This is a genomic window from Desulfovibrio mangrovi, assembly GCF_026230175.1.
In the GTDB taxonomy this organism is placed as follows: Bacteria; Desulfobacterota; Desulfovibrionia; order Desulfovibrionales; family Desulfovibrionaceae; genus Halodesulfovibrio; species Halodesulfovibrio mangrovi.
In genome coordinates this window covers 3,514,563-3,535,480 of the sequence record NZ_CP104208.1, presented here as the reverse complement: position 1 = coordinate 3,535,480, position 20,918 = coordinate 3,514,563, and the positions used below count along the sequence as shown (strand labels likewise).

The 20,918-nt window shown below is 59.2% G+C and carries 19 protein-coding genes; 18 read left to right on the top strand and 1 reads right to left on the bottom strand.

Annotation, left to right across the window (positions count from 1 at the left end):
- The first annotated feature begins 370 nt into the window (after positions 1-370).
- From hmcA to N1030_RS15705, 18 genes are all read left to right on the top strand, one after another.
- The gene (gene hmcA, locus N1030_RS15790; RefSeq protein WP_265826489.1) at positions 371-1,978 is read left to right on the top strand and encodes a sulfate respiration complex hexadecaheme cytochrome HmcA; all 1,608 of its coding nucleotides are present in this window, start codon (positions 371-373) and stop codon (positions 1,976-1,978) included.
- Positions 1,979-1,996: 18 nt separating this feature from the next.
- Positions 1,997-3,103 carry a sulfate respiration complex iron-sulfur protein HmcB gene (gene hmcB / locus N1030_RS15785; RefSeq protein WP_265826488.1) on the top strand — a complete coding sequence of 369 codons (1,107 nt, stop codon included), beginning with the start codon at positions 1,997-1,999 and terminating at the stop codon, positions 3,101-3,103.
- Positions 3,104-4,264, top strand: a complete 1,161-nt coding sequence (gene hmcC, locus N1030_RS15780; RefSeq protein ID WP_265826486.1) for a sulfate respiration complex protein HmcC — start codon at positions 3,104-3,106, stop codon at positions 4,262-4,264.
- Positions 4,265-4,281: 17 nt separating this feature from the next.
- Positions 4,282-4,425, top strand: coding sequence for a sulfate respiration complex protein HmcD (gene hmcD, locus N1030_RS15775; RefSeq protein WP_265826485.1), 144 nt, complete (start codon positions 4,282-4,284; stop codon positions 4,423-4,425).
- 39 nt (positions 4,426-4,464) lie between these two features.
- Positions 4,465-5,145 carry a sulfate respiration complex protein HmcE gene (gene hmcE / locus N1030_RS15770; protein ID WP_265826484.1) on the top strand — a complete coding sequence of 227 codons (681 nt, stop codon included), beginning with the start codon at positions 4,465-4,467 and terminating at the stop codon, positions 5,143-5,145.
- Positions 5,146-5,168: 23 nt separating this feature from the next.
- Positions 5,169-6,563 carry a sulfate respiration complex iron-sulfur protein HmcF gene (gene hmcF, locus N1030_RS15765; protein WP_265826482.1) on the top strand — a complete coding sequence of 465 codons (1,395 nt, stop codon included), beginning with the start codon at positions 5,169-5,171 and terminating at the stop codon, positions 6,561-6,563.
- Between the two features lie 109 nt (positions 6,564-6,672).
- On the top strand, positions 6,673-7,029 hold the full coding sequence (locus tag N1030_RS15760) for a response regulator (RefSeq protein ID WP_265826481.1): 357 nt from the start codon (positions 6,673-6,675) through the stop codon (positions 7,027-7,029).
- A 67-nt stretch (positions 7,030-7,096) separates the two neighbouring features.
- Entirely contained in the window at positions 7,097-7,546 is a 450-nt protein-coding gene (locus N1030_RS15755) for an Rrf2 family transcriptional regulator (RefSeq protein ID WP_265826480.1), read from the top strand.
- A gap of 438 nt (positions 7,547-7,984) precedes the next feature.
- A complete protein-coding gene (locus tag N1030_RS15750) occupies positions 7,985-8,488 on the top strand; it encodes a ribosome maturation factor RimP (protein ID WP_265826479.1) in 504 nt (167 codons plus the stop codon).
- Between the two features lie 45 nt (positions 8,489-8,533).
- Complete coding sequence (gene nusA / locus N1030_RS15745; protein ID WP_265826478.1) at positions 8,534-9,853, top strand: transcription termination factor NusA; 1,320 nt, start codon at positions 8,534-8,536, stop codon at positions 9,851-9,853.
- 6 nt (positions 9,854-9,859) lie between these two features.
- Positions 9,860-10,087: a YlxR family protein gene (locus N1030_RS15740; protein WP_265826477.1), complete on the top strand. Its 228-nt coding sequence runs from the start codon at positions 9,860-9,862 to the stop codon at positions 10,085-10,087.
- A gap of 15 nt (positions 10,088-10,102) precedes the next feature.
- Positions 10,103-13,192, top strand: coding sequence for a translation initiation factor IF-2 (infB, locus tag N1030_RS15735; protein WP_265826476.1), 3,090 nt, complete (start codon positions 10,103-10,105; stop codon positions 13,190-13,192).
- Positions 13,193-13,284: 92 nt separating this feature from the next.
- On the top strand, positions 13,285-13,575 hold the full coding sequence (locus tag N1030_RS15730; protein WP_265826475.1) for a DUF503 domain-containing protein: 291 nt from the start codon (positions 13,285-13,287) through the stop codon (positions 13,573-13,575).
- Positions 13,576-13,591: 16 nt separating this feature from the next.
- Complete coding sequence (locus N1030_RS15725) at positions 13,592-14,578, top strand: DHH family phosphoesterase (RefSeq protein WP_265826474.1); 987 nt, start codon at positions 13,592-13,594, stop codon at positions 14,576-14,578.
- A gap of 4 nt (positions 14,579-14,582) precedes the next feature.
- Positions 14,583-15,509, top strand: coding sequence for a tRNA pseudouridine(55) synthase TruB (truB, locus tag N1030_RS15720; RefSeq protein ID WP_265826472.1), 927 nt, complete (start codon positions 14,583-14,585; stop codon positions 15,507-15,509).
- Positions 15,510-15,538: 29 nt separating this feature from the next.
- A complete protein-coding gene (gene rpsO, locus N1030_RS15715) occupies positions 15,539-15,808 on the top strand; it encodes a 30S ribosomal protein S15 (protein WP_265826471.1) in 270 nt (89 codons plus the stop codon).
- A 184-nt stretch (positions 15,809-15,992) separates the two neighbouring features.
- Positions 15,993-18,254 carry a polyribonucleotide nucleotidyltransferase gene (gene pnp, locus N1030_RS15710; RefSeq protein ID WP_265826470.1) on the top strand — a complete coding sequence of 754 codons (2,262 nt, stop codon included), beginning with the start codon at positions 15,993-15,995 and terminating at the stop codon, positions 18,252-18,254.
- 265 nt (positions 18,255-18,519) lie between these two features.
- Complete coding sequence (locus tag N1030_RS15705; RefSeq protein WP_265826469.1) at positions 18,520-18,762, top strand: hypothetical protein; 243 nt, start codon at positions 18,520-18,522, stop codon at positions 18,760-18,762.
- A gap of 87 nt (positions 18,763-18,849) precedes the next feature.
- Here N1030_RS15705 and selB read toward each other — a convergent pair whose 3' ends face one another.
- Positions 18,850-20,766, bottom strand: a complete 1,917-nt coding sequence (gene selB, locus N1030_RS15700; RefSeq protein WP_265826468.1) for a selenocysteine-specific translation elongation factor — start codon at positions 20,764-20,766, stop codon at positions 18,850-18,852.
- Between the last annotated feature and the right edge of the window lie 152 nt (positions 20,767-20,918).

Sequence of the window (20,918 nt, the reverse complement as noted above, 5' to 3'; positions counted from 1 at the left end):
ATTCATCCCAATAAAAACAAGACATTAGGCATTCATTTTTTAGTCACTAAAAAATGAAAATGTCCTTGACGCTCATAGCCATTTCGCCTACCTGATGGGTAGGATTTAACTCATACCAACATGGTAGGTTTTTACCGCTACTGGGTATGGGTTTGCTTCACCCGGCGCGGGTATCACCCGCACGGTGGAACACCGGATAAGAGCCGCAAGGAATTTCCTGTCATGACAGCAAGTTGCCAGCTTGCTGCCTCTTTCCATTGCGGCAGGGTTGGTACCTGTCCCGCCGCTCCGCAGGGAACCGGAGCGCAGGGCGATCGGCTGAGGGAAGTCTGAAGGACGTGTTTGTAATTTCATCGAAAGGACTGCCACTATGATGAAAGGAAGATCACTGCTGCGATGGGCGGGACTGCTGGTTGCGGTAGCACTCGTCTCGGTCTGGGGACATGAGGCGCAGAGCTCCAAGGCCGAGGTATCCTCTGCCGGTAGCTACGCTGACATCGTCACCATCGATGTGATCGGGAAAATGGGGAGCACCGAGTTACCGGCTGTTACCTATCGCCATGACCTGCATACGGAAGCAATGAAGAAGCTGAACAAGGATTGCTCCGCCTGTCACAAAACGCAGGATGGCAAGATGTCTCTCAAGTTCATGCGCACCGAAGACGGTAGCGCCGAAGAACTGAAGAGCCTCTATCACACCAACTGTTTCGCCTGCCATGCCGAACAGGCTGCCGCGGGCAACAACACGGGACCGCAGGACGGCGAGTGCCGCGCCTGTCACAACCCCAATCCCGCTGACACTTCCGCATGGAAGGAAGTGGGCATGGACAAGTCCCTGCATTACCGCCACACCGCCGCCAAGACCATCAAGGTCTCCGGTCAGGATGTGAACTGCGGCGCGTGCCACCACGTGTACGAGCCCGCAACCAAGAAGGCCGAATGGAAGAAGCAGACTGAAGATTCCTGCCGCGCCTGCCACAAGACTGAATCCACCCCCGTTGCCGAGGGTGCCGACAAGATGAAGCCCGCTCTGAACGATGCGGCTCACGCAGCCTGCGTGACCTGCCACGTGAAGACCACCGGCGACACCGGCCCTGTTACCTGTGCCGGCTGCCATACCGCCGAAGCCCAGAAGCAGTACAAGGTTGTGAAGGATGTGCCCCGCCTTGACCGCGGCCAGCCCGATGCAGCCCTCGTAGCCGCTGACGATGTGAAGAAGGCAAAGCTGCCCGCAGTCGCCTTCAACCACAAGCTGCACGAAACCGCTCTGGACAACTGCCGCACCTGCCACCACGAAAAGATCGCCTCCTGTACCGAATGCCACACGCTGGCAGGCAAGAAGGAAGGCAACTTCGTACAGCTGGAGCAGGCCATGCACGCCGTCAAGGACAAGGCCTCCTGCGTGGGTTGTCACAACACCGCAAAGGCCGATCCTTCCTGCGCCGGCTGCCACGGCTTGATGCCCAAGGCCGCCGCTTCCGAACAGTCCTGCGCCACCTGCCACGTGAAGGAAGCCCCCAAGGGTGAAGAACTGGCAAACATGGACAAGGACCAGAAGAAGGCCGCTGCCGCCGCTCTGGTGAGCATGCGTCCCACCGCAATGCCCGTGTACAACGAAGAAGACATTCCTGAAACCGTTGAGATCGGTGCCCTTGTCGACAAGTTCGAAGCGTCCAAGATGCCCCACCGCAAGATCGTGAAGACCATGATCGCCGCAGTGGCAGGCAGCAAGATGGCCGCTGGCTTCCATACCGATCCCGGCACCTTCTGTCAGGGCTGCCACCATAACAGCCCCGTCAGCAAGACGCCGCCCAAGTGTCAGAGCTGTCACGGCAAGCCTTTCGAAGCCGCCAAGGGCGACCGCCCCGGCCTGAAGGCTGCCTACCATCAGCAGTGCATGGGCTGCCACGCAGCCATGAAGCTTGAAAAGCCCAAGGCCACGGCGTGCAAGGAATGCCACGCCGAGCGCACGAACTAGGACCCGGGAGGATCAGTTATGCATCGCAGAAAATTCCTGAGCCTGTTGGGTGGTGCCGGTCTTGCCTCTGCCATGGGCGCAACCAAGGTCAGGGCCGCAGGCAACCATACCTTCAACGGCTATCCGGACGCCATGGGCGTCCTGCATGACAGCACCCGCTGCATCGGCTGCCGCAAGTGCGAGCAGGCCTGTGCCGAAGTGAACAATCTGCCCAAGCCGTCCGCCGCATATGATGATCTGAGCGTGCTGGACACCAAGCGCAGAACGGATGCCAAGACCTACACCGTTGTGAACAAGTACAACACCGCCGGTCTTGAAAATCCCATCTTCCGCAAGCAGCAGTGCAACCACTGTCAGGAACCCGCTTGCGCGTCCGCCTGCTTCGTCAAGGCGTTCACCAAGAATCCTGACGGTTCCGTTACCTACAACGGCGACCTCTGCGTAGGCTGCCGTTACTGCATGGTCGCATGCCCCTTCGGCGTGCCCACCTTCGAATACGACGATCCGCTGGATCCGCTGGTGCAGAAGTGTACCATGTGTCACCCCCGCATTCAGGAAGGCAAGCTTCCCGGCTGCGTGGAAAAGTGCCCCAAGGAAGCGCTCACCTTCGGCAAGCGCGAGGACCTTCTCGCCATCGCCCGCGACCGCATCCGCAAGTACCCCGACCGCTACGAGAACCACATCTACGGCGAAAAGGAAGCAGGCGGCACCAACTGGCTGTACCTGTCTCCCGTTCCGCACACCGAACTGGGCATGCCTGTAGTGGGCAAGACCTCCGCGCCCGAGCTTACCTCCGGCGCACTGGGTGCGGTTCCCATGGTTGTGGGCATCTGGCCCGTACTGCTGGCCGGTGCTTACGGCATCAGCAAGCGTAAAGAAAAGATCGCTGCGGAAGAAAAGGCCGAAGCAGTTCGCGAAGCCATCGAAAAGACGCAGGCATCTGCAGACGGCGCCATGAAGACCGCTCTGGACAAGGCTGCCAAGGACAAGGCCGCTGCCGTTGACCGCGAGGTCAAGAAGGCCGTTGCCGAAGCCCAGAAGGAGTTTGATGAGAAGCTCGCCGCCATGCAGGCACCTGCAGAAGACGACAGCGACGCCGGGGAATCCCCGGAGGAGGAAGCATAAATGAGCCATAACCAGAAATCGTTCTGGACGCCGGGCAACGTGCTCACCGCCTTCATTCTCGCTGGCGGCCTGGTGCTTACGTTCCTGCGCTTCTACAAGGGTATCGGTGCTGTCACCAACCTTGACGACAACAACCCCTGGGGGGTCTGGATCGGATTCGACCTGCTCTGCGGCGTAGCTCTTGCCGCGGGCGGCTATGTAACCTCCGCTTCCTGCTACCTCTTCGGACTCAAGCATTACCATTCGGCAGTGCGTCCCGCCATCACCACGGCGTTCCTCGGCTACTTCTTCGTTGTTGTGGCCCTGATGTACGACCTTGGTCATCCGTGGCGCCTGCCTTATCCGCTGGTATACTCGCAGGGCACCACCTCGCTTCTCTTCGAAGTGGGTCTGTGCGTTGCCACCTATGTGACCGTGTTGTTCGTGGAATGGTCTCCCGCCGCCCTGGAATGGCTGGGCTTCCGCAAGATCCGCAACTTCGTGATCAAGCTGACCCTGCCCCTGACCATTCTCGGCGTGGTTCTTTCCACCATGCATCAGAGCTCGCTCGGCGCGCTCTTCGTCATCGCCCCCGGCAAGCTGCACCCGCTGTGGTACTCCAGCTTCCTGCCCGTGTTCTTCTTCATCTCCTCCATGGTGGCTGGCGCCTCCATGGTAATCTTTGAAGGTACGCTGGCGCACAAGGGTCTGCATGACAAGATGGACGAAACCCACCTGAAGGAAGCTGACGGCGTCGCCTTCGGCATGGCCAAGGCTGCCTCCTTCATCCTGATGGGCTACTTCTTCATCAAGCTGTTCGACATCACCATGGACAACGACTGGGCATACCTCGCCACCGGTTACGGTGCATGGTTCCTCGTTGAAATGTTCGGCTTTGTCGCCCTGCCCTCTTTCCTCTACGCCCTCGGCGTACGTGAAAAGAACCTCAAGCTGGTGCGCATCGCCTCCGTCTTCGGCGTGCTTGGTATCGTGATCAACCGTTTCAACGTAAGCATGATCGCCTTCAACTGGCAGCTCCCCGCTGCCGAGCGTTACTTCCCCAGCTGGATGGAAGTAGGCATCTCCATCTTCGTTGTAACCCTGATCGTCACCACCTACCGGTTCATTGCTACCAAGATGCCCGTTCTGTACGAGCATCCTGAGTACAAGGACGCCCACTAGGCCAAAGGAGAAAGACAATGGAACACATTTTCTACACCCTCCACGACTTCATGCTGCATACCAAGTCCATCGTATACGTTCTGATGGGCATGGCTCTGGTCAGCTTTGTCGGCTACTGGCTGTTCCTCACCGGCAGAGACGAGAAGATCCGGAAGTACTAGCTTGCGCGTAGCACGCATTAGCAAGACAAGGAGAAGACAATGATTGGATTCCTTACCGGACCGATGCTGCTGATATCCCTCGCGGTATTCTTCGTGGGACTCGGGTTTCGTGCCGTCATGTACGTAAGGGGACTCAGCTGGCAGCTCGACCGTGTTGCCTACAGGCCCCATTTCGCCCTCGGCATAAAGGGTGCTCTGCACTCCATCCGCCGCTGGCTTATTCCCGGTGGTACCTATAGCTGGCGCGACCAGCCCTTCATGGCTGCCGCCTTCTTCCTGTTCCACATCGGTGGCGTGTTTGTGCCCCTGTTCCTGCTGGGTCACCAGATCCTGTTGAAGCAGGCGCTGGGCTTCAGCCTGCCCGCCATGCCTTCCATCGTGGCAGACGTGCTGACCCTGCTTGCCATTCTCGGCGGTGTGATGCTGGCCCTGCGCCGTATCGCCCTTACCGAAGTGCGCATTCTCACCACGCCTTACGACTGGTTCATTCTGGCTGTTTCCGTAGCGCCGTTTGTGACCGGCTTTGTCGCCCGTATGCACTGGGGCAACTATGATTTCTGGATCACTGCCCACATCCTTACCGGCGAACTGCTGCTCATCATCGCTCCCTTCACCAAGCTCTCGCACATCGTGCTCTTCTTCATGTCCCGCGGCCAGCTGGGCATGGACTACAGCATCAAGCGCGGCGGCATGAAGCGGAACTACGCTTTCCCCTGGTAACAGCGAGCCTCTAGGAGTAACCAATGCCTGAAGGTATTTTCTGCAATAAGCGCCCCGTCAACACCGAGGAAGACCTCAAGGCCCTTCTCGGCGACAAGGGCGGCGCGCAGTACTACGAGGAAATGAAGAAGCTGGACGTGGACGTACCCGCGCTGGCTGCTACCCTTGAAAAAACCTGCAAAGCACGTATCCGCACCTGGCTCGAAATCTGCGCCCACTGCGGCATGTGCGCCGACTCCTGCTTCCTGTACCGCGTGAGCGAACGCGATCCCAAGCAGGTTCCGGCATATAAGATTCAGTCCACCCTTGGTGAAATCGTCAAGAAGAAGGGCAACGTGACCAACGAGTTCATGCGTCACTGCGTGGACGTGGCATGGTCCCAGTGCACCTGCTGCAACCGTTGCGGCATGTACTGCCCCCACGGCATCGACATGGGCGTCATGTTCAGCTACCTGCGTGGCCTTCTCTACTCTCAGGGCTTCGTGCCGTGGGAAATGAAGATCGGCTCCGGCATGCACCGCGTGTACAACGCCCAGATGGACGTGACCGAAGAAGATTGGGTGGATACCTGCGAATGGATGGCCGACGAATACGGCGAAGAATGGCCCGGCCTTGAGATTCCGGTGGACAAGGAAGACGCGGACATCATGTACACCCTGAACGCCCGCGAACCCAAGCACTACCCGGAAGACCTTGCGGAAGCGGCCATCCTCTTCCACCTGGCCGGTGAAAACTGGACCGTGCCCAGCTCCGGCTGGGAACAGACCTCGCTCTCCATGTTCGCCGGCGACTGGGCTGCCTGCAAGAAGCAGGTGGAAACCGTGTACGCCGCCATTGAGCGCCTGCGTCCCAAGCGCGTGGTAGGTACGGAATGCGGCCACGCACACCGTGCAACCGTCATCGAAGGTCCCTACTGGGCCGGACGTGAGGACGGCCTGACTCCCGCCCCCTACATCCACTATGTGGAATGGCTCGCCGAAGCGCTGCGCACCGGTAAGATCAAGATCGATCCTGCCAAGAAGATCAAGGAACCTGTGACCCTGCAGGACTCCTGTAACTACGTGCGTAACCATGGCCTTGCGAACATCACCCGCGAGATCATGAGCTACATCGCCGAAGACTTCCGCGAAATGGCCCCCAACCGTGAGCACAACTACTGTTGCGGCGGTGGCGGCGGTTTCAACGGTATCGGCAAATACCGTCATCAGCGTAACGAAGCGCTGAAGACCAAGCGCGACCAGATCCTCGCAACCGGCTGCAAGCTGGTAGTGGCTCCCTGCCACAACTGCTGGGACGCAATCCGTGACCTTGAGGAAGAGTTCGAAATCGGCATCCGCTGGACCTTCCTGAAGCCGCTGATCCTGAAGATGGCGATCATTCCCGAACACCTGCAGCCGCAGGACGAAGACGAAGAATAGTATACGCCGCGGGGAGGCATGTGCCTCCCCGCGCTTTTCCCTGCCTCTGACAGGCAGGAAACCTCCTTCGTCAGCGCCCTTCGACACAGCGCAAACAGGAGCGTCCGTCATGGCCTTACGCATCATGGTCGTCGACGATGACGTGAACATCGTCGAATATCTCGTGAATGTTCTGACGGCTCATGGGTACGAAACAACGGGAGTCACCGACCGCGAACAGGCTCTGCGCTTTGCGGCCGCCCAACCGCCCGACCTGATAACGCTGGACATGGAAATGCCCGGAGAAGCAGGCCCGCTGCTCTATAAAGAGATTGTGGCTTTGCCCGGGATGGAGGATACTCCATTCATCCTCATCTGCGGATTGCCCGGGATGCACCATGCCATACCCAACGCGGTGGCGACCGTGAACAAACCGTTCGACCCTGAGAAGCTTATCGGGATCATACGCGAAACCTTTCCCGGTTAACCGATCCGGCAGGGCATAACGCCCTGCCGGATATTTCCCACCACCTCAACAGCCGACTTGATACTGCATGAAGCTGACCACACGAAGCCGTTACGGCACCCGCATGCTGCTCGACATCGCCATGAATCAGGAAGATGGTCCCGTATCCATCAAGGATATCGCCATGCGGCAGGAAATTTCTCTGAAATATCTGGAAAAGCTCATGCGCGTGCTCAAGAAGGACGGCTACATCAAGAGCCGTCTCGGTGCGCACGGCGGATATGTTCTTGCCAAGGACCCCAAAGACATCCCCATCGGCGATGTGGCCTATTCGCTGGAAAAGACCGCCCCCTGCTACGACTGCGATGAACGTCAGAACTGCTGCCCGCGCATGCATGTGTGCCTTACCCGAACCATATGGGAAGAGGCCGCCAAGGCCATGTACAACAAGCTGAACACGTTCACGCTGGCGGACCTTATCCGCGACACCGCGCTCTGTCCCAAGAACCAGCCGGACTCCGTGCCCCCGCGAGTGTAACCGGCACGGCGGATACCGCACCTGCCCCTTGTCATCCCCCCCGATCGAATCACCTGCTCCGGACAAACAGGTGATTCAACATGGACCAAAGAGCATCTGCGAAACCGCTGCACACATTTGCCTTGAATCACCACCCCACATTTCCGCGCTACCCTTGACTTACCAAGACCAACGCTATATAAGAGGTCGATTCGGCAGCGCTGGAGGATGAGCTCATCACCAGCAACGTACTGACAAACGTCCGCGTTTTCAGCAGGTTATGCCGAGACATCCTGTAGCCGCATGGCGGCAATGACCGGGGTGGCCGTGTGGCCCCCTTTTTTTATTGCCCCGGCTATGGATCGCACAATTTTTTTGGACTCACACGGGCGGGTCAGGCGTGAACAAGATTGCCACGCATGATTTGCCCGACAGAATCGGGTACAAGGACATCGCAGCATGAGCGGCAACACAAGGCACTCACGAATCCTCGCAATCGTTGAACCGATTGTCGAATCCATGAACCTCTCCCTGTGGGGACTTGAGCTCGGCGCAGGCCCCAAGCTTGTGGTGCGCATCTACGTTGAAGGTCCCGAAGGCGTGAACATTGACCAGTGCGCGGACATTTCCCGCCACGTCGGTCTGGCTCTTGAAGTGGAAGAAGCGATTTCCGGCGCTTATATCCTGGAAGTCTCCTCTCCCGGTCTGGAGCGCCCCTTCTTTACCCCCGCGCAGATGACCGCGTATGCGGGCAGCCCCGTGGTTGTCATGCTGCGCGAGCCGCACGGTGACTTTTCCGGTCGACGCAAATTCCCGGGAACCCTGCAGGGCGTGGATGGCGATGCCATCACCCTTACGCTTCCCGAAGAAGAGGGTGTACTCACCGTACACTGGAACGATATCAAGAAAGCGCATCTGGTCCACGTGTTTCCGGACACGAGCAAGGGCAAGAAGAAGCGCTAGCACGCGGCCTGACGGCGCTCAGGAGCGAGTCGGAGGACAGATAGAATGAGCATGGAACTCAAAAAAGCCATAGACCAGATCAGCAAGGACAGAGGCCTTGATCGCGAAATGCTGATCGATACGCTGGAAGAAGCGGTACGCACCTCTGTTGTCCGCAAGTATGGCGATGATCTGGACGTGGAAGTGAGCTTCAACGAGGAAACCGGCGAAATCGAGGTTTTCCAGTTCAAGATCGTGACCAAGGAAGTAGAGAACGAGGTTACCCAGATTTCTCTCGAAGAAGCCCGGGAACACGACCCCTCCGTACAGCTTGACGACGAAATGGGCTTCCGCCTCAAGGTGGAAGACCTTGGCCGTATTGCCGCACAGTCCGCCAAGCAGGTGATCATCCAGCGCATGCGTGATGCTGAGCAGGAAATCATCTACGACGAATTCAAGGACCGTCTGGGCGATATCATCAGTGGTATCGTGCAGCGTCGCGACAAATCCGGCTGGATCATCAACCTTGGCCGCACGGAAGCCCTGCTGCCCAAGGACGAACAGATTCCCCGCGAGCACTACAAGCGCGGCGACCGCGTTCAGGCCCTGATCATCGAAGTGCGCAAGGAAGGCCGTGGCCCGCAGGTCATCGTCTCCCGTTCGCACCCCGACTACATGTCTGCCCTGTTCAAGCGCGAAGTGCCTGAAGTGGATGACAACACCGTGGTCATCATGAACGTTGCCCGAGATCCGGGCAGCCGCGCCAAGGCCGCTGTCATGTCCCGCGATCGCGACGTCGATCCGGTGGGCGCATGCGTCGGCATCCGCGGTTCCCGCATCCAGAACATCGTTCAGGAACTGCGCGGCGAACGCATCGACATCGTCGTATGGAGCGCGGATGTGGCCACCTATGCCCGCAACGCCCTGTCTCCGGCCATGATCAGCCGCATCATCGTTGATGAGGAAGAGAACATGCTGGAAGTGGTGGTGCCGGACGACCAGCTCACCAACGCTATTGGCCGCAAGGGCCAGAACGTGAAGCTTGCCTCCAAGCTTCTGGGCTGGAAGATCGATATCTTTACGGAAAGCCGCTACAACGAAGCCAATGCCATCGGCAAGGGCCTCGAACAGCTTGCCAGCGTAGCCGAAGTGCCGCTGGAAGTCTTTGTGGAAGCCGGTTTCCAGACTATTGAAAGCCTGCGTAACGCCACCGATGAAGAGTTGGAAAGCGTGCCGGGCCTTACCGCCTCCAAGATCTCGGACCTTCGGACCGCGATCAACTTCCTGTCTTCCGCCGTCGGAGACACGAGCGACGAGCAGCCCGCCGACGCTCAGGAAGCAGAGGTTGCGCCGGAAGGTAATGTGGACGGTGAGGAAACGGAATAATACCGGATGGCTGATACTATCCGGAAAGCACATGCGCCCACGCGCATGTGCGTAATATGCAGAAGCAAACACGCAAAGGGCGAGCTTCTGCGATACGTCTGCCCCCCGGCGGGGAACAATGACAACGCACTTGTCTTCGATCCGAAACAGGTGCTTCCGGGCCGGGGTTATTACATCTGCACCAATCCTGACTGCGCGCAACGATTCACGCGGTTCAAGGTTCGGCGGAAGTAAAGGGGGTTAGTAAGTATGAGTGACGACAAGACAAAAGTAAAAGATTTATCCGCCGACCTTGGCGTATCCGTCAAGGATCTTATGACCATGCTCAGGGAGCTCGGCATTCCTGCCAAGAGCGCCATGAGCGCACTGAACGCGGAAGACATTCCGCGCATCAAGGACCGTGCGAAGAACGGCCCTTCGCAGCGCGAAGTGCTGCGCAAGGAAACTGCTTCCGGCGTCATTGTACGCCGTCGGCAGAGCACCGAAGGCGGCTCCCGCCCTGCACGCTCTCAGAAGCCTGCAGACACTCCGGCCCGCATTGTCCGGCCCGAGTCTGTTTCCGCGCCCATTGCCGAGGCTCCCAGAGCCCGCATCATCAAGCCCGCGGAGGCAGCAGCACCTCAGGCAGCCGAAACTTCTTCTGTTCGCATTATCAAGCCTGCGAGCGATGTGACCGCTGAAGCCCCCCAGCAGTCCGCACCGGCACAGGCGGAAGCTGCTCGCACCGAGCGCCCCGCACCCGCCGAACCTGTTGAAATCAAGGCTGCCGCAGCACCGGCAAGTCCGGAACAGGCCGCACCTGCTGAAAAGCCCGCCGCGCCTGCTCAGGTAAAGCCCGAAGCTGAAGCCCGTCCCAGCGCTTCCGATGATGCGGAAGGCGATGATGAGGCTGCACGCAAGAAGAAAAAGAAGAAGCCCAAGAAGCGCGAAGAATTCTCCGCTCCTCAGGTGCGTATTATTTCCCTGCCCGATCCCGAACCGGTGAAGCCCAAGGCTCCGGCCGAACGTTTCGAGCGCACCTTCGATAACCGTGGTGACAATCGCGGCGACAATCGCGGCGATTATCGCGGAGACCGCAACGACAACCGTGGCGGTTACCGGGGTCCTCAGGGTGGCGGCCAGGGCGATCGTGGCGGTCAGGCTGACCGTCCGCGTCCCGCAGGTGGGTATCAGCGTCCCGGCGGTCCCCGTCCGGATTCCCGTGACGGCCGTGACGACAGAGACTCCCGTGGCGGACAGCGCCCCGGCGGTGCTCCGCGTCCCGGTGGTGCTCCGCGTCCTGGTGGTGCTCCGCGTCCCGGTGGCGCTCCCCGTCCCGGCGGTGGTTTCCAACGCCCTGCACCCGACATGCCCGTTCCTGGATCCGACGAATCCCGCAAGCGTCACGCCAAGACCAAGCGTACGGTCGAATTCGGGCGCAGCGATACCGACGAGTTCGGCAAAAAGGGTGCACGCGGTGCCAAGAAGGGCAGCAAAGATCAGGCAATGGCGGCTTCCGATGAATGGGCACGCGGCCGCAAGCCCAAGCGCGGCAAGCGCAAAGAGCTTACCGGTTCCACCCAGCCCCTCAAGGCTGCCAAGCGCAAAATCAAGGTTGATGAAGCCATACGTGTATCCGACATGGCTCACCAGATGGGCGTGAAGGGCTCCGAGGTCATCAAGGTCCTCATGCAGCTCGGCGTATTCGCCACCATCAACCAGTCTCTTGATATCGAAACGGCAACTCTGGTGTGTGCCGAATTCGACTACGAAGTGGAAAAGGTGGGTTTCTCCGAAGAAGATCTCCTGCTGCCCCGCGCACAGGATATCGATACCGAAGAGAACCTGCGCCCCCGTCCGCCCGTGGTTACCATCATGGGTCACGTTGACCATGGTAAGACCTCGCTGCTCGACGCCATCCGCAAATCCAGCATCACCTCTGGCGAAGCAGGCGGCATCACCCAGCATATCGGTGCTTACCATGTCAGCACCAAGCGCGGCGAACTGTGCTTCCTTGATACTCCCGGCCACGAAGCGTTTACCGCCATGCGTGCCCGTGGAGCCAAGGTAACGGACATCGTTATCCTTGTGGTAGCAGCCGACGACGGCGTGATGGAGCAGACCCGAGAAGCTATCAGCCACGCCAAGGCCGCTGAAGTGCCGATCGTGGTTGCCGTGAACAAGATCGACAAGGAAGCCGCCAACCCCGACCGCGTCATGCGCGAACTCTCTGAACAGGGACTCGTGGCTGAAGACTGGGGCGGCGACACCATTTTCGCCAAGGTTTCCGCCAAGACCCGAGAAGGCCTTGACGACCTGCTGGAACTGCTGGCCCTGCAGTCCGAAATCCTCGAACTGCGCGCCAACCCCGACAAGCTTGCCCGCGGCCACATTGTGGAAGCCAAGCTGGACAAGGGGCGCGGTCCCGTGGCTACCGTACTGGTGCAGGAAGGTACCCTCAAGCAGGGCGACGTGTTCGTCTGCGGCACCTTCTCCGGCCGTGTACGCGCCATGTTCGACGATCAGGGTCAGAAGGTTACCACCGCAGGTCCCTCCACCCCCGTGGAAGTACAGGGCTTTGACGGCGTACCGGAAGCCGGTGAAGAGTTCGTGGCTCTTGAAGACGAAAGAGTCGCACGCCGCATCGCGGAACAGCGCGCCGTCAAGATGCGCGAGCGCACGCTGGCCCGCGAATCCAAGGTGACGCTGGAAACCTTCCTGTCCCGTCGTCCCGACGCGCAGGAAGCCCAGACCCTCAACGTGGTCCTCAAGGCCGACGTGCAGGGCTCCGTGGAAGCAATCATCGAAGCACTGCGCAAGCAGGCGACCGACAAGGTCAAGGTGGACGTCATCCACAGCGGCGCCGGTTCCATCACGGAATCCGACATCCTGCTGGCCTCCGCGTCCGATGCCGTCATCATCGGCTTCAACGTCCGTCCCACCGTGAAGGTGAAGGAAGTTGCGGACCGCGAAGGTGTGGATATCCGCTTCTACGACATCATCTACAAGCTCGTGGAAGAAATCAAAGCCGCCATGGCGGGCATGCTCGCACCCGTCATCAAAGAGGTTTACCTCGGTCAGGCGGAAGTGCGCGAGACCTTCAGCGTGCCCAAGGTCGGCATCATCGCCGGCTGCATCGTGGAAGACGGCAAGATCACCCGCAACGCCGGCGTACGCCTGTTGCGCAACGGTGTGGTTATCTACACCGGAAAGATCTCGTCTCTGAGACGCTTCAAGGACGACATGAAGGAAGTGGCCAAGGGCTACGAATGTGGTATCGGCCTTGAAAACTTCAACGACATCAAGGTCGGAGACGCCATCGAAGCCTTCGACACCGTTGAAGAAGCCGCCACCCTCTAAAGCACATCTACCGGAGCCGGACCATCGCGTCCGGCTCCGGATTTTCCCCACGCATCCATCCGGCACTACGGCAGACCAAAGCGGGCTCTATAATGGTAATAGGCGTTCTTTCCGTGGAATATAGACTGCACGGCAACGACTCTCTCAAGGGAAAGCGACGCATAGCCAACAGCCTGAAGCAGAAAGTGCGCAACCAGTTCAATGTTTCCATTGCCGAAGTAGGCTCTGAAGATTCTCTGAGCACCCTGTCGCTGAAAATTGTTTCTGTCAGCAACAGCGAGCGGCACCTGCAAAGCAAGCTCACCAAGTGCCTGAGCATGATGGAAGCGGTCTGCCACGAAGAGATGGTTTACAGCGACATGGAATTTTTCGGCGTAGAGTAGCCGCAGGTACACAGGTATGCAGAACGTTATTGCCCAGATTGCCCAGATCCTCAAAGAAGAGGACGATTTTCTCGTCACCGCCCATGAAAACCCGGATGGCGACGCCATCGGCTCCATGAGCGCTCTGGCATGGATGCTTTCCCGTCTCGGCAAGAACGTGATCGCCTACAATGAATCCGGCGTCCCCCGTTACCTAAGCTGGCTCCCCTTCCCATGTGAAGTATACACTGATCTGGGAGACCTTCCCTTTACGCCCCGCCGCATCATCGTGCTGGATTCCGGTTCGGCCGAGCGTACAGGCGAGGCCATGCAGCGCTATCTGCACGGAGTTGCCAGCATCTGCATAGACCACCACCTGCGCACTCCCGACTATGCCGACATAAACTGGATTGATCCCGAATTTTCCGCAGTTGGTGAAATGCTTGCGGTGCTGGCAGACAGACTTGCCGTCATGCTTACCGGCCCTCTGGGTGAGGCAATCTATCTGGCCATAGCGTCAGACACCGGCAATTTCACCTACGGCAACACCTCGCCCCGCACACTGGAGATCGCCGCCGAGGTGCTCCGCCGGGGTCTTGATCTGGAATCCTTCACGGCCCGCTCCGAGGCGAACTGGTCTCTGAACCGCGTACATCTCTGGGGCAGGCTCTTTGATAATGTCCATCTAGCCCTTGACGGACAGGTGGCATACATGACATTGCCAGAGTCCCTGTTCAATGAAACAGGCACCACCATGGAAGATGCCGAGGGCATCGTGAATTTTTTGCGCCGTATTTACGGCGTGAAGGTGGCCATGACCCTGCGCGATCTCGGCCCCGAGCGGTGCAAGATAAGCTTGCGTACGCACGGAGCGCTTAACGTGCAGGAAGTAGCAGCCACATTCGGTGGCGGCGGTCACAGAAATGCGGCCGGTGCCACCCTGAACATGCCCATGCAGCAGGCCGTGGAAGCAGTCATTTCCATCCTTGCCGACAAGTTGGGACTGGACGGAAAACAGGCTTAAGTATATGGCAGAACAATATCCCGCACAGCAGGATGGTGTGCTGGTCGTCTATAAGCCCAAGGGCCCTTCTTCAGGGACCTGCATAGGCAAGATTAAACGACTGGGACAAAAGAAAATAGGTCACGCCGGCACCCTGGACCCCATGGCTCAGGGTGTGCTTATCGTATTGCTGGGACAGGGCACCAAACTGTCCGGCCACCTGATGTCCGGAGGCGACAAGGTCTACTCCGGGACCATCAAACTGGGCGAGACCACGGATACATGGGATGCGGAAGGTCAAGTCGTTGCCACCGCCCCGTGGGAACACATCACCGAAGAGCAGGTGCTGCAGGAAGTGCAGAACTGGCTTGGTGAAAGCGAACAGGAAGTTCCCTCTTACTCAGCCGCCAAACATAACGGGCAATCGCTCTACAAGTTGGCGCGACAAGGTAAGGAAACACCGGTCAAGACAAAGACCATCAATATTTCGCATGCGGAAGTTCTGTCGTTGGAACTGCCGTATGTACGTTTCCGGGTGCGCTGCACCTCCGGCACCTACATTCGATCCCTGGCCCACAGCCTGGGGTTGCGATTGCAGTGCGGGGCGGTGCTTACTGAGCTCATCCGGGAGTATAGCCACCCGTTCTCAATGAACGAGGCACACGCGCTCGACGCGATTCTCGAAGCGCCGCACACCCTGCCTGACATGGTCATCCCGCTGGAGAAAGCTCTGCCGGAATGGCCCAAAATCGTCCTTGACGAAGAAGCAGCCAGGAATGTGCGAAACGGAATGTCGGTCCCCTACAGGCCGGAAGCCATTGCCAACATGCCCTTTGCCGTTGGGATTCCCGCAATGCTTCTCGCCCCGGACCGCACCCCGCTGGCGCTTGCTGAAACGCAGATCGTGCAACGGCAGCCTGCCTGGACCATTGTACGCGGATTGTGGCAGTAACAATCCTTTAACATTCGGAGGATATTGCTGTGGTAATGACGCCTGAACAGAAGAAGGCCATTATTGAGGAACACGCCCAGCACGAAGGCGACACCGGTTCCCCTGAAGTACAGGTAGCCCTGCTGACCGCTCGCATCCTGTACCTCACTGATCACTTCAAGGATCACAAGAAAGACTTCCACTCCCGTACCGGCTTGCTCAAGCTGGTCGGCCAGCGCCGCAAGCTGCTGAAGTACCTTGCCAGTAAGGACATTCAGCGCTACCGCGACCTGATCAAGAAACTCGGCCTCCGGAAGTAGGCTTTCTACGGGGAGCCCCGTACGGGGCTCCCCGTTTCACTTCATGCGGCCCTTGAGCCGCACATACGCAGTCGCGTGAAAGGGGGGTCCGGGAAGAGTACCTTGCCTTTATCCACGGCAAAGGCCCGTGATAAGGTTTTCTCCCCGGAATCCCCTTCGCGCAAAGAAGAAAGGATTCATAGTTATGGAAAACATTTTCGACGCAAAGCGCATCGTAAAGACCGTCGGTGGAAAGGAAATCACCTTTGAAACCGGTCGTCTCGCCAATCAGGCCGATGGCTCCATCTGGATACAGTGCGGCGGCACCGTAGTGCTCGTTACCGCCTGTTCCCAGCCCCTCATGCGTGACATGGGCTTCTTCCCCCTCACCGTGGAATACACCGAAAAGATGTACGCCGCAGGCCGCATCCCCGGTTCCTTCTTCCGCCGTGAAATCGGTCGTCCCAGCGAGCGCGAAACCCTGTGCGCCCGCGTTATCGACCGTCCCATCCGTCCCATGTTCCCCAAGGGCTACCGTGACGAAGTGCAGGTACTTGCCAACGTCATCTCTTCCGACCAGAGAGAAGAGTCTGACGTACTGGCCCTGACCGGCGCTTCCGCCGCGCTCACCATTTCCTCCATTCCCTTCAACGGCCCGGTGGCCGGTGGACGCGTGTGCCGCATCAACGGCGCCTTCGTACTCAACCCCGCCATCCCCGAAATGGCCGAAGCTGACCTGAACCTCGTGTTCGCCGCTTCCCGCGATGCCGTTGTCATGGTGGAAGGCGAAGCCAAGTTCGTGCCCGAAGCCGTGGTTGCCGAGGCTCTGGAATGGGGTCACAAGGAAATCATGCCGCTGCTGGACGCACAGGAAGAACTGCGCGCCATGCTCGGCAAGGAAAAGCAGACCTTTGAAGCACCGGTGCCCAACACCGAACTGCTCGAAAAGGTGACCGAGCTTTCCAAGCCCGAACTGGAAGTCGCCCTGCAGATTGCAGAGAAGATGGCCCGCAAGGACGCCCGCAAGGCCGTTAAGGAAAAGGTCATGGCCACTCTGGCTGCAGATCCCCAGTACGCTGAAGATCCCGCTCCGCTCGCCGAAGTGCCGGACATGCTGGCCGCTCTGGAAAAGAAGATCGTGCGCAGCCGCATCCACAAGGAAGGCCTGCGCATTGATGGTCGCGACGTGAAGACCGTGCGTCCCATCAAGATCGAAGTGGGCATGCTGCCCCGCACCCACGGTTCCGCCCTGTTCGCACGCGGCGAAACCAAGTCCATGGTCGTAGCCACCCTTGGCAGCTCCACCGATGAGCAGCGCATGGACTCCCTGGTCGGCGACGTAACCAAGCGCTTCATGCTGCATTACAACTTTGCTCCCTACTGCGTAGGTGAAGTAAAGCCCGTTCGCGTATCCCGCCGTGAAATCGGCCACGGCGCGCTGGCTGAAAAGGCCCTGCGCCCCGTAACCCCCTCCGGCGAAGAGTTCCCCTTCACCCTGCGCGTAGTGTCGGAAACCATGGAATCCAACGGTTCTTCCTCCATGGCCGCAGTATGCGGCGGCTGCCTCTCCCTGATGGATGCAGGCGTGCCGATCTCCGCACCTGTTGCCGGTATCGCCATGGGCCTGATCAAGGAAGGCGACGACTACCTCGTGCTGACCGACATCCTCGGTGACGAAGACGCCCTCGGCGACATGGACTTCAAGATCGCCGGTACCGCAGAAGGCGTTACCGCCGTTCAGATGGACATCAAGATCTCCGGCATTCCTTCCGATGTCATGGCCCGCGCTCTTGAGCAGGCCCGCGTCGCCCGCCTGCACATTCTTGAAGAAATGGCGAAGGTACTGCCCGCTTCCCGTTCCAAGCTGTCCGACTACGCACCGCAGATTGCCGTGCTCGAAGTCAACCCCGACGTCATCCGCGTGATCATCGGACCCGGCGGCAAGAACATCAAGGCCATCACCAGCGCCACCGGCGCTTCCATCGACATCGAGGACAGCGGCAAGGTCACCGTCTTTGCTCCCACCCTCGAAGCGCTGGAGCAGGCCCGCGAAATGGTTCAGTACTACGACCAGCGCGCTGAAGTGGGCAAGGACTACATGGGCAAGGTGAAGAAGATGCTCGAAATCGGCGCCATCGTCGAAATCCTGCCCAACGTGGAAGCCCTTGTGCACATCTCCCAGCTGGATATCGCCCGCGTCGAGAAGACCGAAGACATCTGCGCCCTTGGCGAAGACATGAAGGTCAAGGTCATTGAAATCGCCGATGGTCGTGTCCGCGCCAGCCGTAAGGCTGTGCTGCTGGAAGCCCAGGGCACCCCGTGGAACCCCGAAGACACCGCACGTCCCCGTGGCGGCGCCCCCCGCGGCGATCGTGGCGATCGTGGTGGCCGTGGTGACCGCGGCGACCGTGGCGGTCGTGGTGGTGATCGTGGCGGACGTGGTGGCGATCGCGGCGGACGCCGTTAATTCTCCCGCATACCGCAATTCGAAACGGGCGCTCAGGCGCCCGTTTTTTTTTGGCAGCCTAATGCGTTAACCGGACAGGCCGATAATCAGCATGTCTACGCCGTTGAAGAGGCCACAGGGCCCGCAACTCCGTATTGACAGCATATGGCGATTGGCGCATAAGGTGACTCCACCGTAACGGTCCGCATCGGGAAGTTGGTCCGTTCCGGCTCTAACGTGGGGGGAAACTACCTGGCCACGCCAGAAAGCCACGTCGGAGTGATACATGTATACTGTTGATCATCTGGTGGAGCACCATCTGAAACAGATGGAAAAACTCTCCCGCCAGCAGGAAAAGGCCGCCCGCAAGCGGGAAAAGCAGCAGGAGAAACTGGAAACCGCCTTCGCGCGATTCCGTGAAGAAGTAGCTCAGGCCCTGCCCATGGCGTCCGGCGACGCTGCCCAGCGTACCGCCGCGCCGATCAGGAAAACCGGCCTGATGCACATGTTGCGCGCCTTCCTGTTTTAGAGAGACATTGCCTTTACAGATTGCCGAACATACTGCACACGAAAAAGCCGCCTGAAGGCGGCTTTTTCATTGTCTCATCTGATGTTCTCAGGCCCCGCGCAACTTGCGCTTGTCACCCACGCGCAGGGTGATGCGGGCCTTGTCGAAATATTCCAGCAGGGGAATGAGATACTTGCGTGAGAGACCCGTCAGGTCGCGAAACTCGTTGGGGCCCAGATCATCGTGCGTGGCAAAGTATTCGCGCACCATTCCCACCAGTTTATCCATGGCCGGACCATGGAAGTACATGCCGTCCTTCACCTTGACCAGCTCGCCCGCCGTTTCCATGAGGCGCAACACCGGGCCAGCCTCTTTCACGTCCACATTCAAAGGCTCGAGCACATCCTTGAGGTTCGGCGGAGTTATGCCGCCTGCAGCGTGAGCCTCAAGCAGCTTGGCGCGCAAACCTTCCTGATCCGCCGCAAGGGAAACCTTGTGGTCTGCAAGACGCACCACGTCGCCTTCCACCGCCAGCTTGCCCTGCTTGAGCAGGCGTTCCACCACAAAATGCACCAGCTTGGGGGCCAGTTTCTTGCCCCAGCCAGAGATCAGCATGCCTCTGGGCATGCCGGGCTTGAGCGGTTCCTTGCGGTGGTATTCAGCCACAAATGCCAATGCGGTTCCGGCCAGCTCTTCAAGAATGCTGCCGGCTACGTAGCTGCGCTCTTCCTTGTCGAAGCAGGCCAGCTCCTGCTTGCCGCCAAGCAGGTTCAGCCCCTTGTCCAGCGCCTTGGTTTCAATATCCGTAAGAATGCACAGTTCGCGGAAGGTCACCCCCTGCTCGCCCGCCATGGCCACATGCAGACGGATACGGTCTTCCGGCTCCGCCTTGCCGAGACTCTGCAGAGAATCCAGCAGCTGCGCATAGCGGGGATGCTTCTTGCGCAATGGCTGCGCATCAGGATGCAGCAGCTTGCCGCCCGCAACGGTACGCAGCGGAGAGAAAGACCGGATGACGCAACGGTCGCCGAACACACCAACCATGGGCTCGGTAAAACGCATCTCGCACAAGGCCGTTTCGCCGGGCATGAGCTTGTCCCTGTCAGGAAAATAGAGGCGTGCCAGCGTTTCGCGGGAACCGTGGTGCACATGTACTTCCGTACGATTCTTGAGCGGCGTGGGGGAGGAAGAAAGGCAGCGCAGCTCCACATGCCAGGTCAGCGAAGGGAACAGCGATCCGGGCAGGGCCACCACATCGCCACGGGTAATATCCGCAACTTCAAGACCGTGCAGGTTAATGGCCGTGCGCCTGCCTGCGGGGGCCACGTCAACGGTACCGCCGTGGCTCTGCAGCCCGCGCACCTTGGTCATGATGTCACGGGGGTATAGCTGTACATCCGTCCCCACAGCCACGGAGCCGGAAATCATGGTCCCCGTGACCACCGTGCCATGCCCCTTCATGGTGAACACGCGGTCCACGGGCAGGCGGAAGAGGTCGGAGCGACGGCGCGGAGCCAGCTCCTTCTCCATGCGGGTGATGTGCTGTTTGACAACATCAAGGCCGGCTCCCGTGTGCGAGGAGACCGGAAAGATGGGAGCCCCTTCAAGGAAGGAGCCCTTCAGAAAATTCGCCACATCCTCCTGTACCAGAGCGAGCCATTCCTCATCCACCATGTCGGTCTTGGTCAGCGCCACAAACCCAGTCTCAATGCCGAGCAGTGAACAGATTTCCATATGTTCGCGCGTCTGCGGCATGACGCCCTCATCCGCCGCAATGACCAGCATGACGAAATCGATGCCGGAGGCACCGGCCACCATGTTTTTCACAAAGCGTTCATGGCCGGGCACGTCCACAATGCCCATACGTGTTCCGTCGGGCAGATCGAAGAAGGCAAAGCCCAGCTCAATGGTAATGCCGCGCTTCTTTTCCTCCTCCAGACGGTCGCAGTCGATGCCCGTCAGCGCCTTCACGAGGGTTGTCTTTCCGTGGTCGATATGTCCGGCAGTGCCCAGAACAACAGGCATGAAAGCTCCTTGGCTATGCAGATGAAAGCAGATAGCGCCACACGGCGCACAGCACACGCGACAGCAGGCCGACGGGGGGATAGTTCCGCGAATCCGGCATGATGCACACTTGGTTGTAGGGGAAAATGCCGATGTGAACAAGCGGTTGCGCA

What these genes read in the sequence shown, in the direction of transcription:
- hmcE (WP_265826484.1), top strand. Translation starts at nt 4,465, where the DNA reads ATGATTGGATTCCTTACCGGACCGATGCTGCTGATATCCCTCGCGGTA.
- N1030_RS15725 (WP_265826474.1), top strand. Translation starts at nt 13,592, where the DNA reads ATGCAGAACGTTATTGCCCAGATTGCCCAGATCCTCAAAGAAGAGGAC.
- selB (WP_265826468.1), bottom strand. Translation starts at nt 20,766, where the DNA reads ATGCCTGTTGTTCTGGGCACTGCCGGACATATCGACCACGGAAAGACA.
- N1030_RS15760 (WP_265826481.1), top strand. Translation starts at nt 6,673, where the DNA reads ATGGCCTTACGCATCATGGTCGTCGACGATGACGTGAACATCGTCGAA.
- pnp (WP_265826470.1), top strand. Translation starts at nt 15,993, where the DNA reads ATGGAAAACATTTTCGACGCAAAGCGCATCGTAAAGACCGTCGGTGGA.
- hmcF (WP_265826482.1), top strand. Translation starts at nt 5,169, where the DNA reads ATGCCTGAAGGTATTTTCTGCAATAAGCGCCCCGTCAACACCGAGGAA.
- nusA (WP_265826478.1), top strand. Translation starts at nt 8,534, where the DNA reads ATGAGCATGGAACTCAAAAAAGCCATAGACCAGATCAGCAAGGACAGA.
- hmcA (WP_265826489.1), top strand. Translation starts at nt 371, where the DNA reads ATGATGAAAGGAAGATCACTGCTGCGATGGGCGGGACTGCTGGTTGCG.
- N1030_RS15730 (WP_265826475.1), top strand. Translation starts at nt 13,285, where the DNA reads ATGGTAATAGGCGTTCTTTCCGTGGAATATAGACTGCACGGCAACGAC.
- truB (WP_265826472.1), top strand. Translation starts at nt 14,583, where the DNA reads ATGGCAGAACAATATCCCGCACAGCAGGATGGTGTGCTGGTCGTCTAT.
- infB (WP_265826476.1), top strand. Translation starts at nt 10,103, where the DNA reads ATGAGTGACGACAAGACAAAAGTAAAAGATTTATCCGCCGACCTTGGC.
- hmcB (WP_265826488.1), top strand. Translation starts at nt 1,997, where the DNA reads ATGCATCGCAGAAAATTCCTGAGCCTGTTGGGTGGTGCCGGTCTTGCC.
- N1030_RS15755 (WP_265826480.1), top strand. Translation starts at nt 7,097, where the DNA reads ATGAAGCTGACCACACGAAGCCGTTACGGCACCCGCATGCTGCTCGAC.
- hmcD (WP_265826485.1), top strand. Translation starts at nt 4,282, where the DNA reads ATGGAACACATTTTCTACACCCTCCACGACTTCATGCTGCATACCAAG.
- N1030_RS15740 (WP_265826477.1), top strand. Translation starts at nt 9,860, where the DNA reads ATGGCTGATACTATCCGGAAAGCACATGCGCCCACGCGCATGTGCGTA.
- N1030_RS15705 (WP_265826469.1), top strand. Translation starts at nt 18,520, where the DNA reads ATGTATACTGTTGATCATCTGGTGGAGCACCATCTGAAACAGATGGAA.
- hmcC (WP_265826486.1), top strand. Translation starts at nt 3,104, where the DNA reads ATGAGCCATAACCAGAAATCGTTCTGGACGCCGGGCAACGTGCTCACC.
- N1030_RS15750 (WP_265826479.1), top strand. Translation starts at nt 7,985, where the DNA reads ATGAGCGGCAACACAAGGCACTCACGAATCCTCGCAATCGTTGAACCG.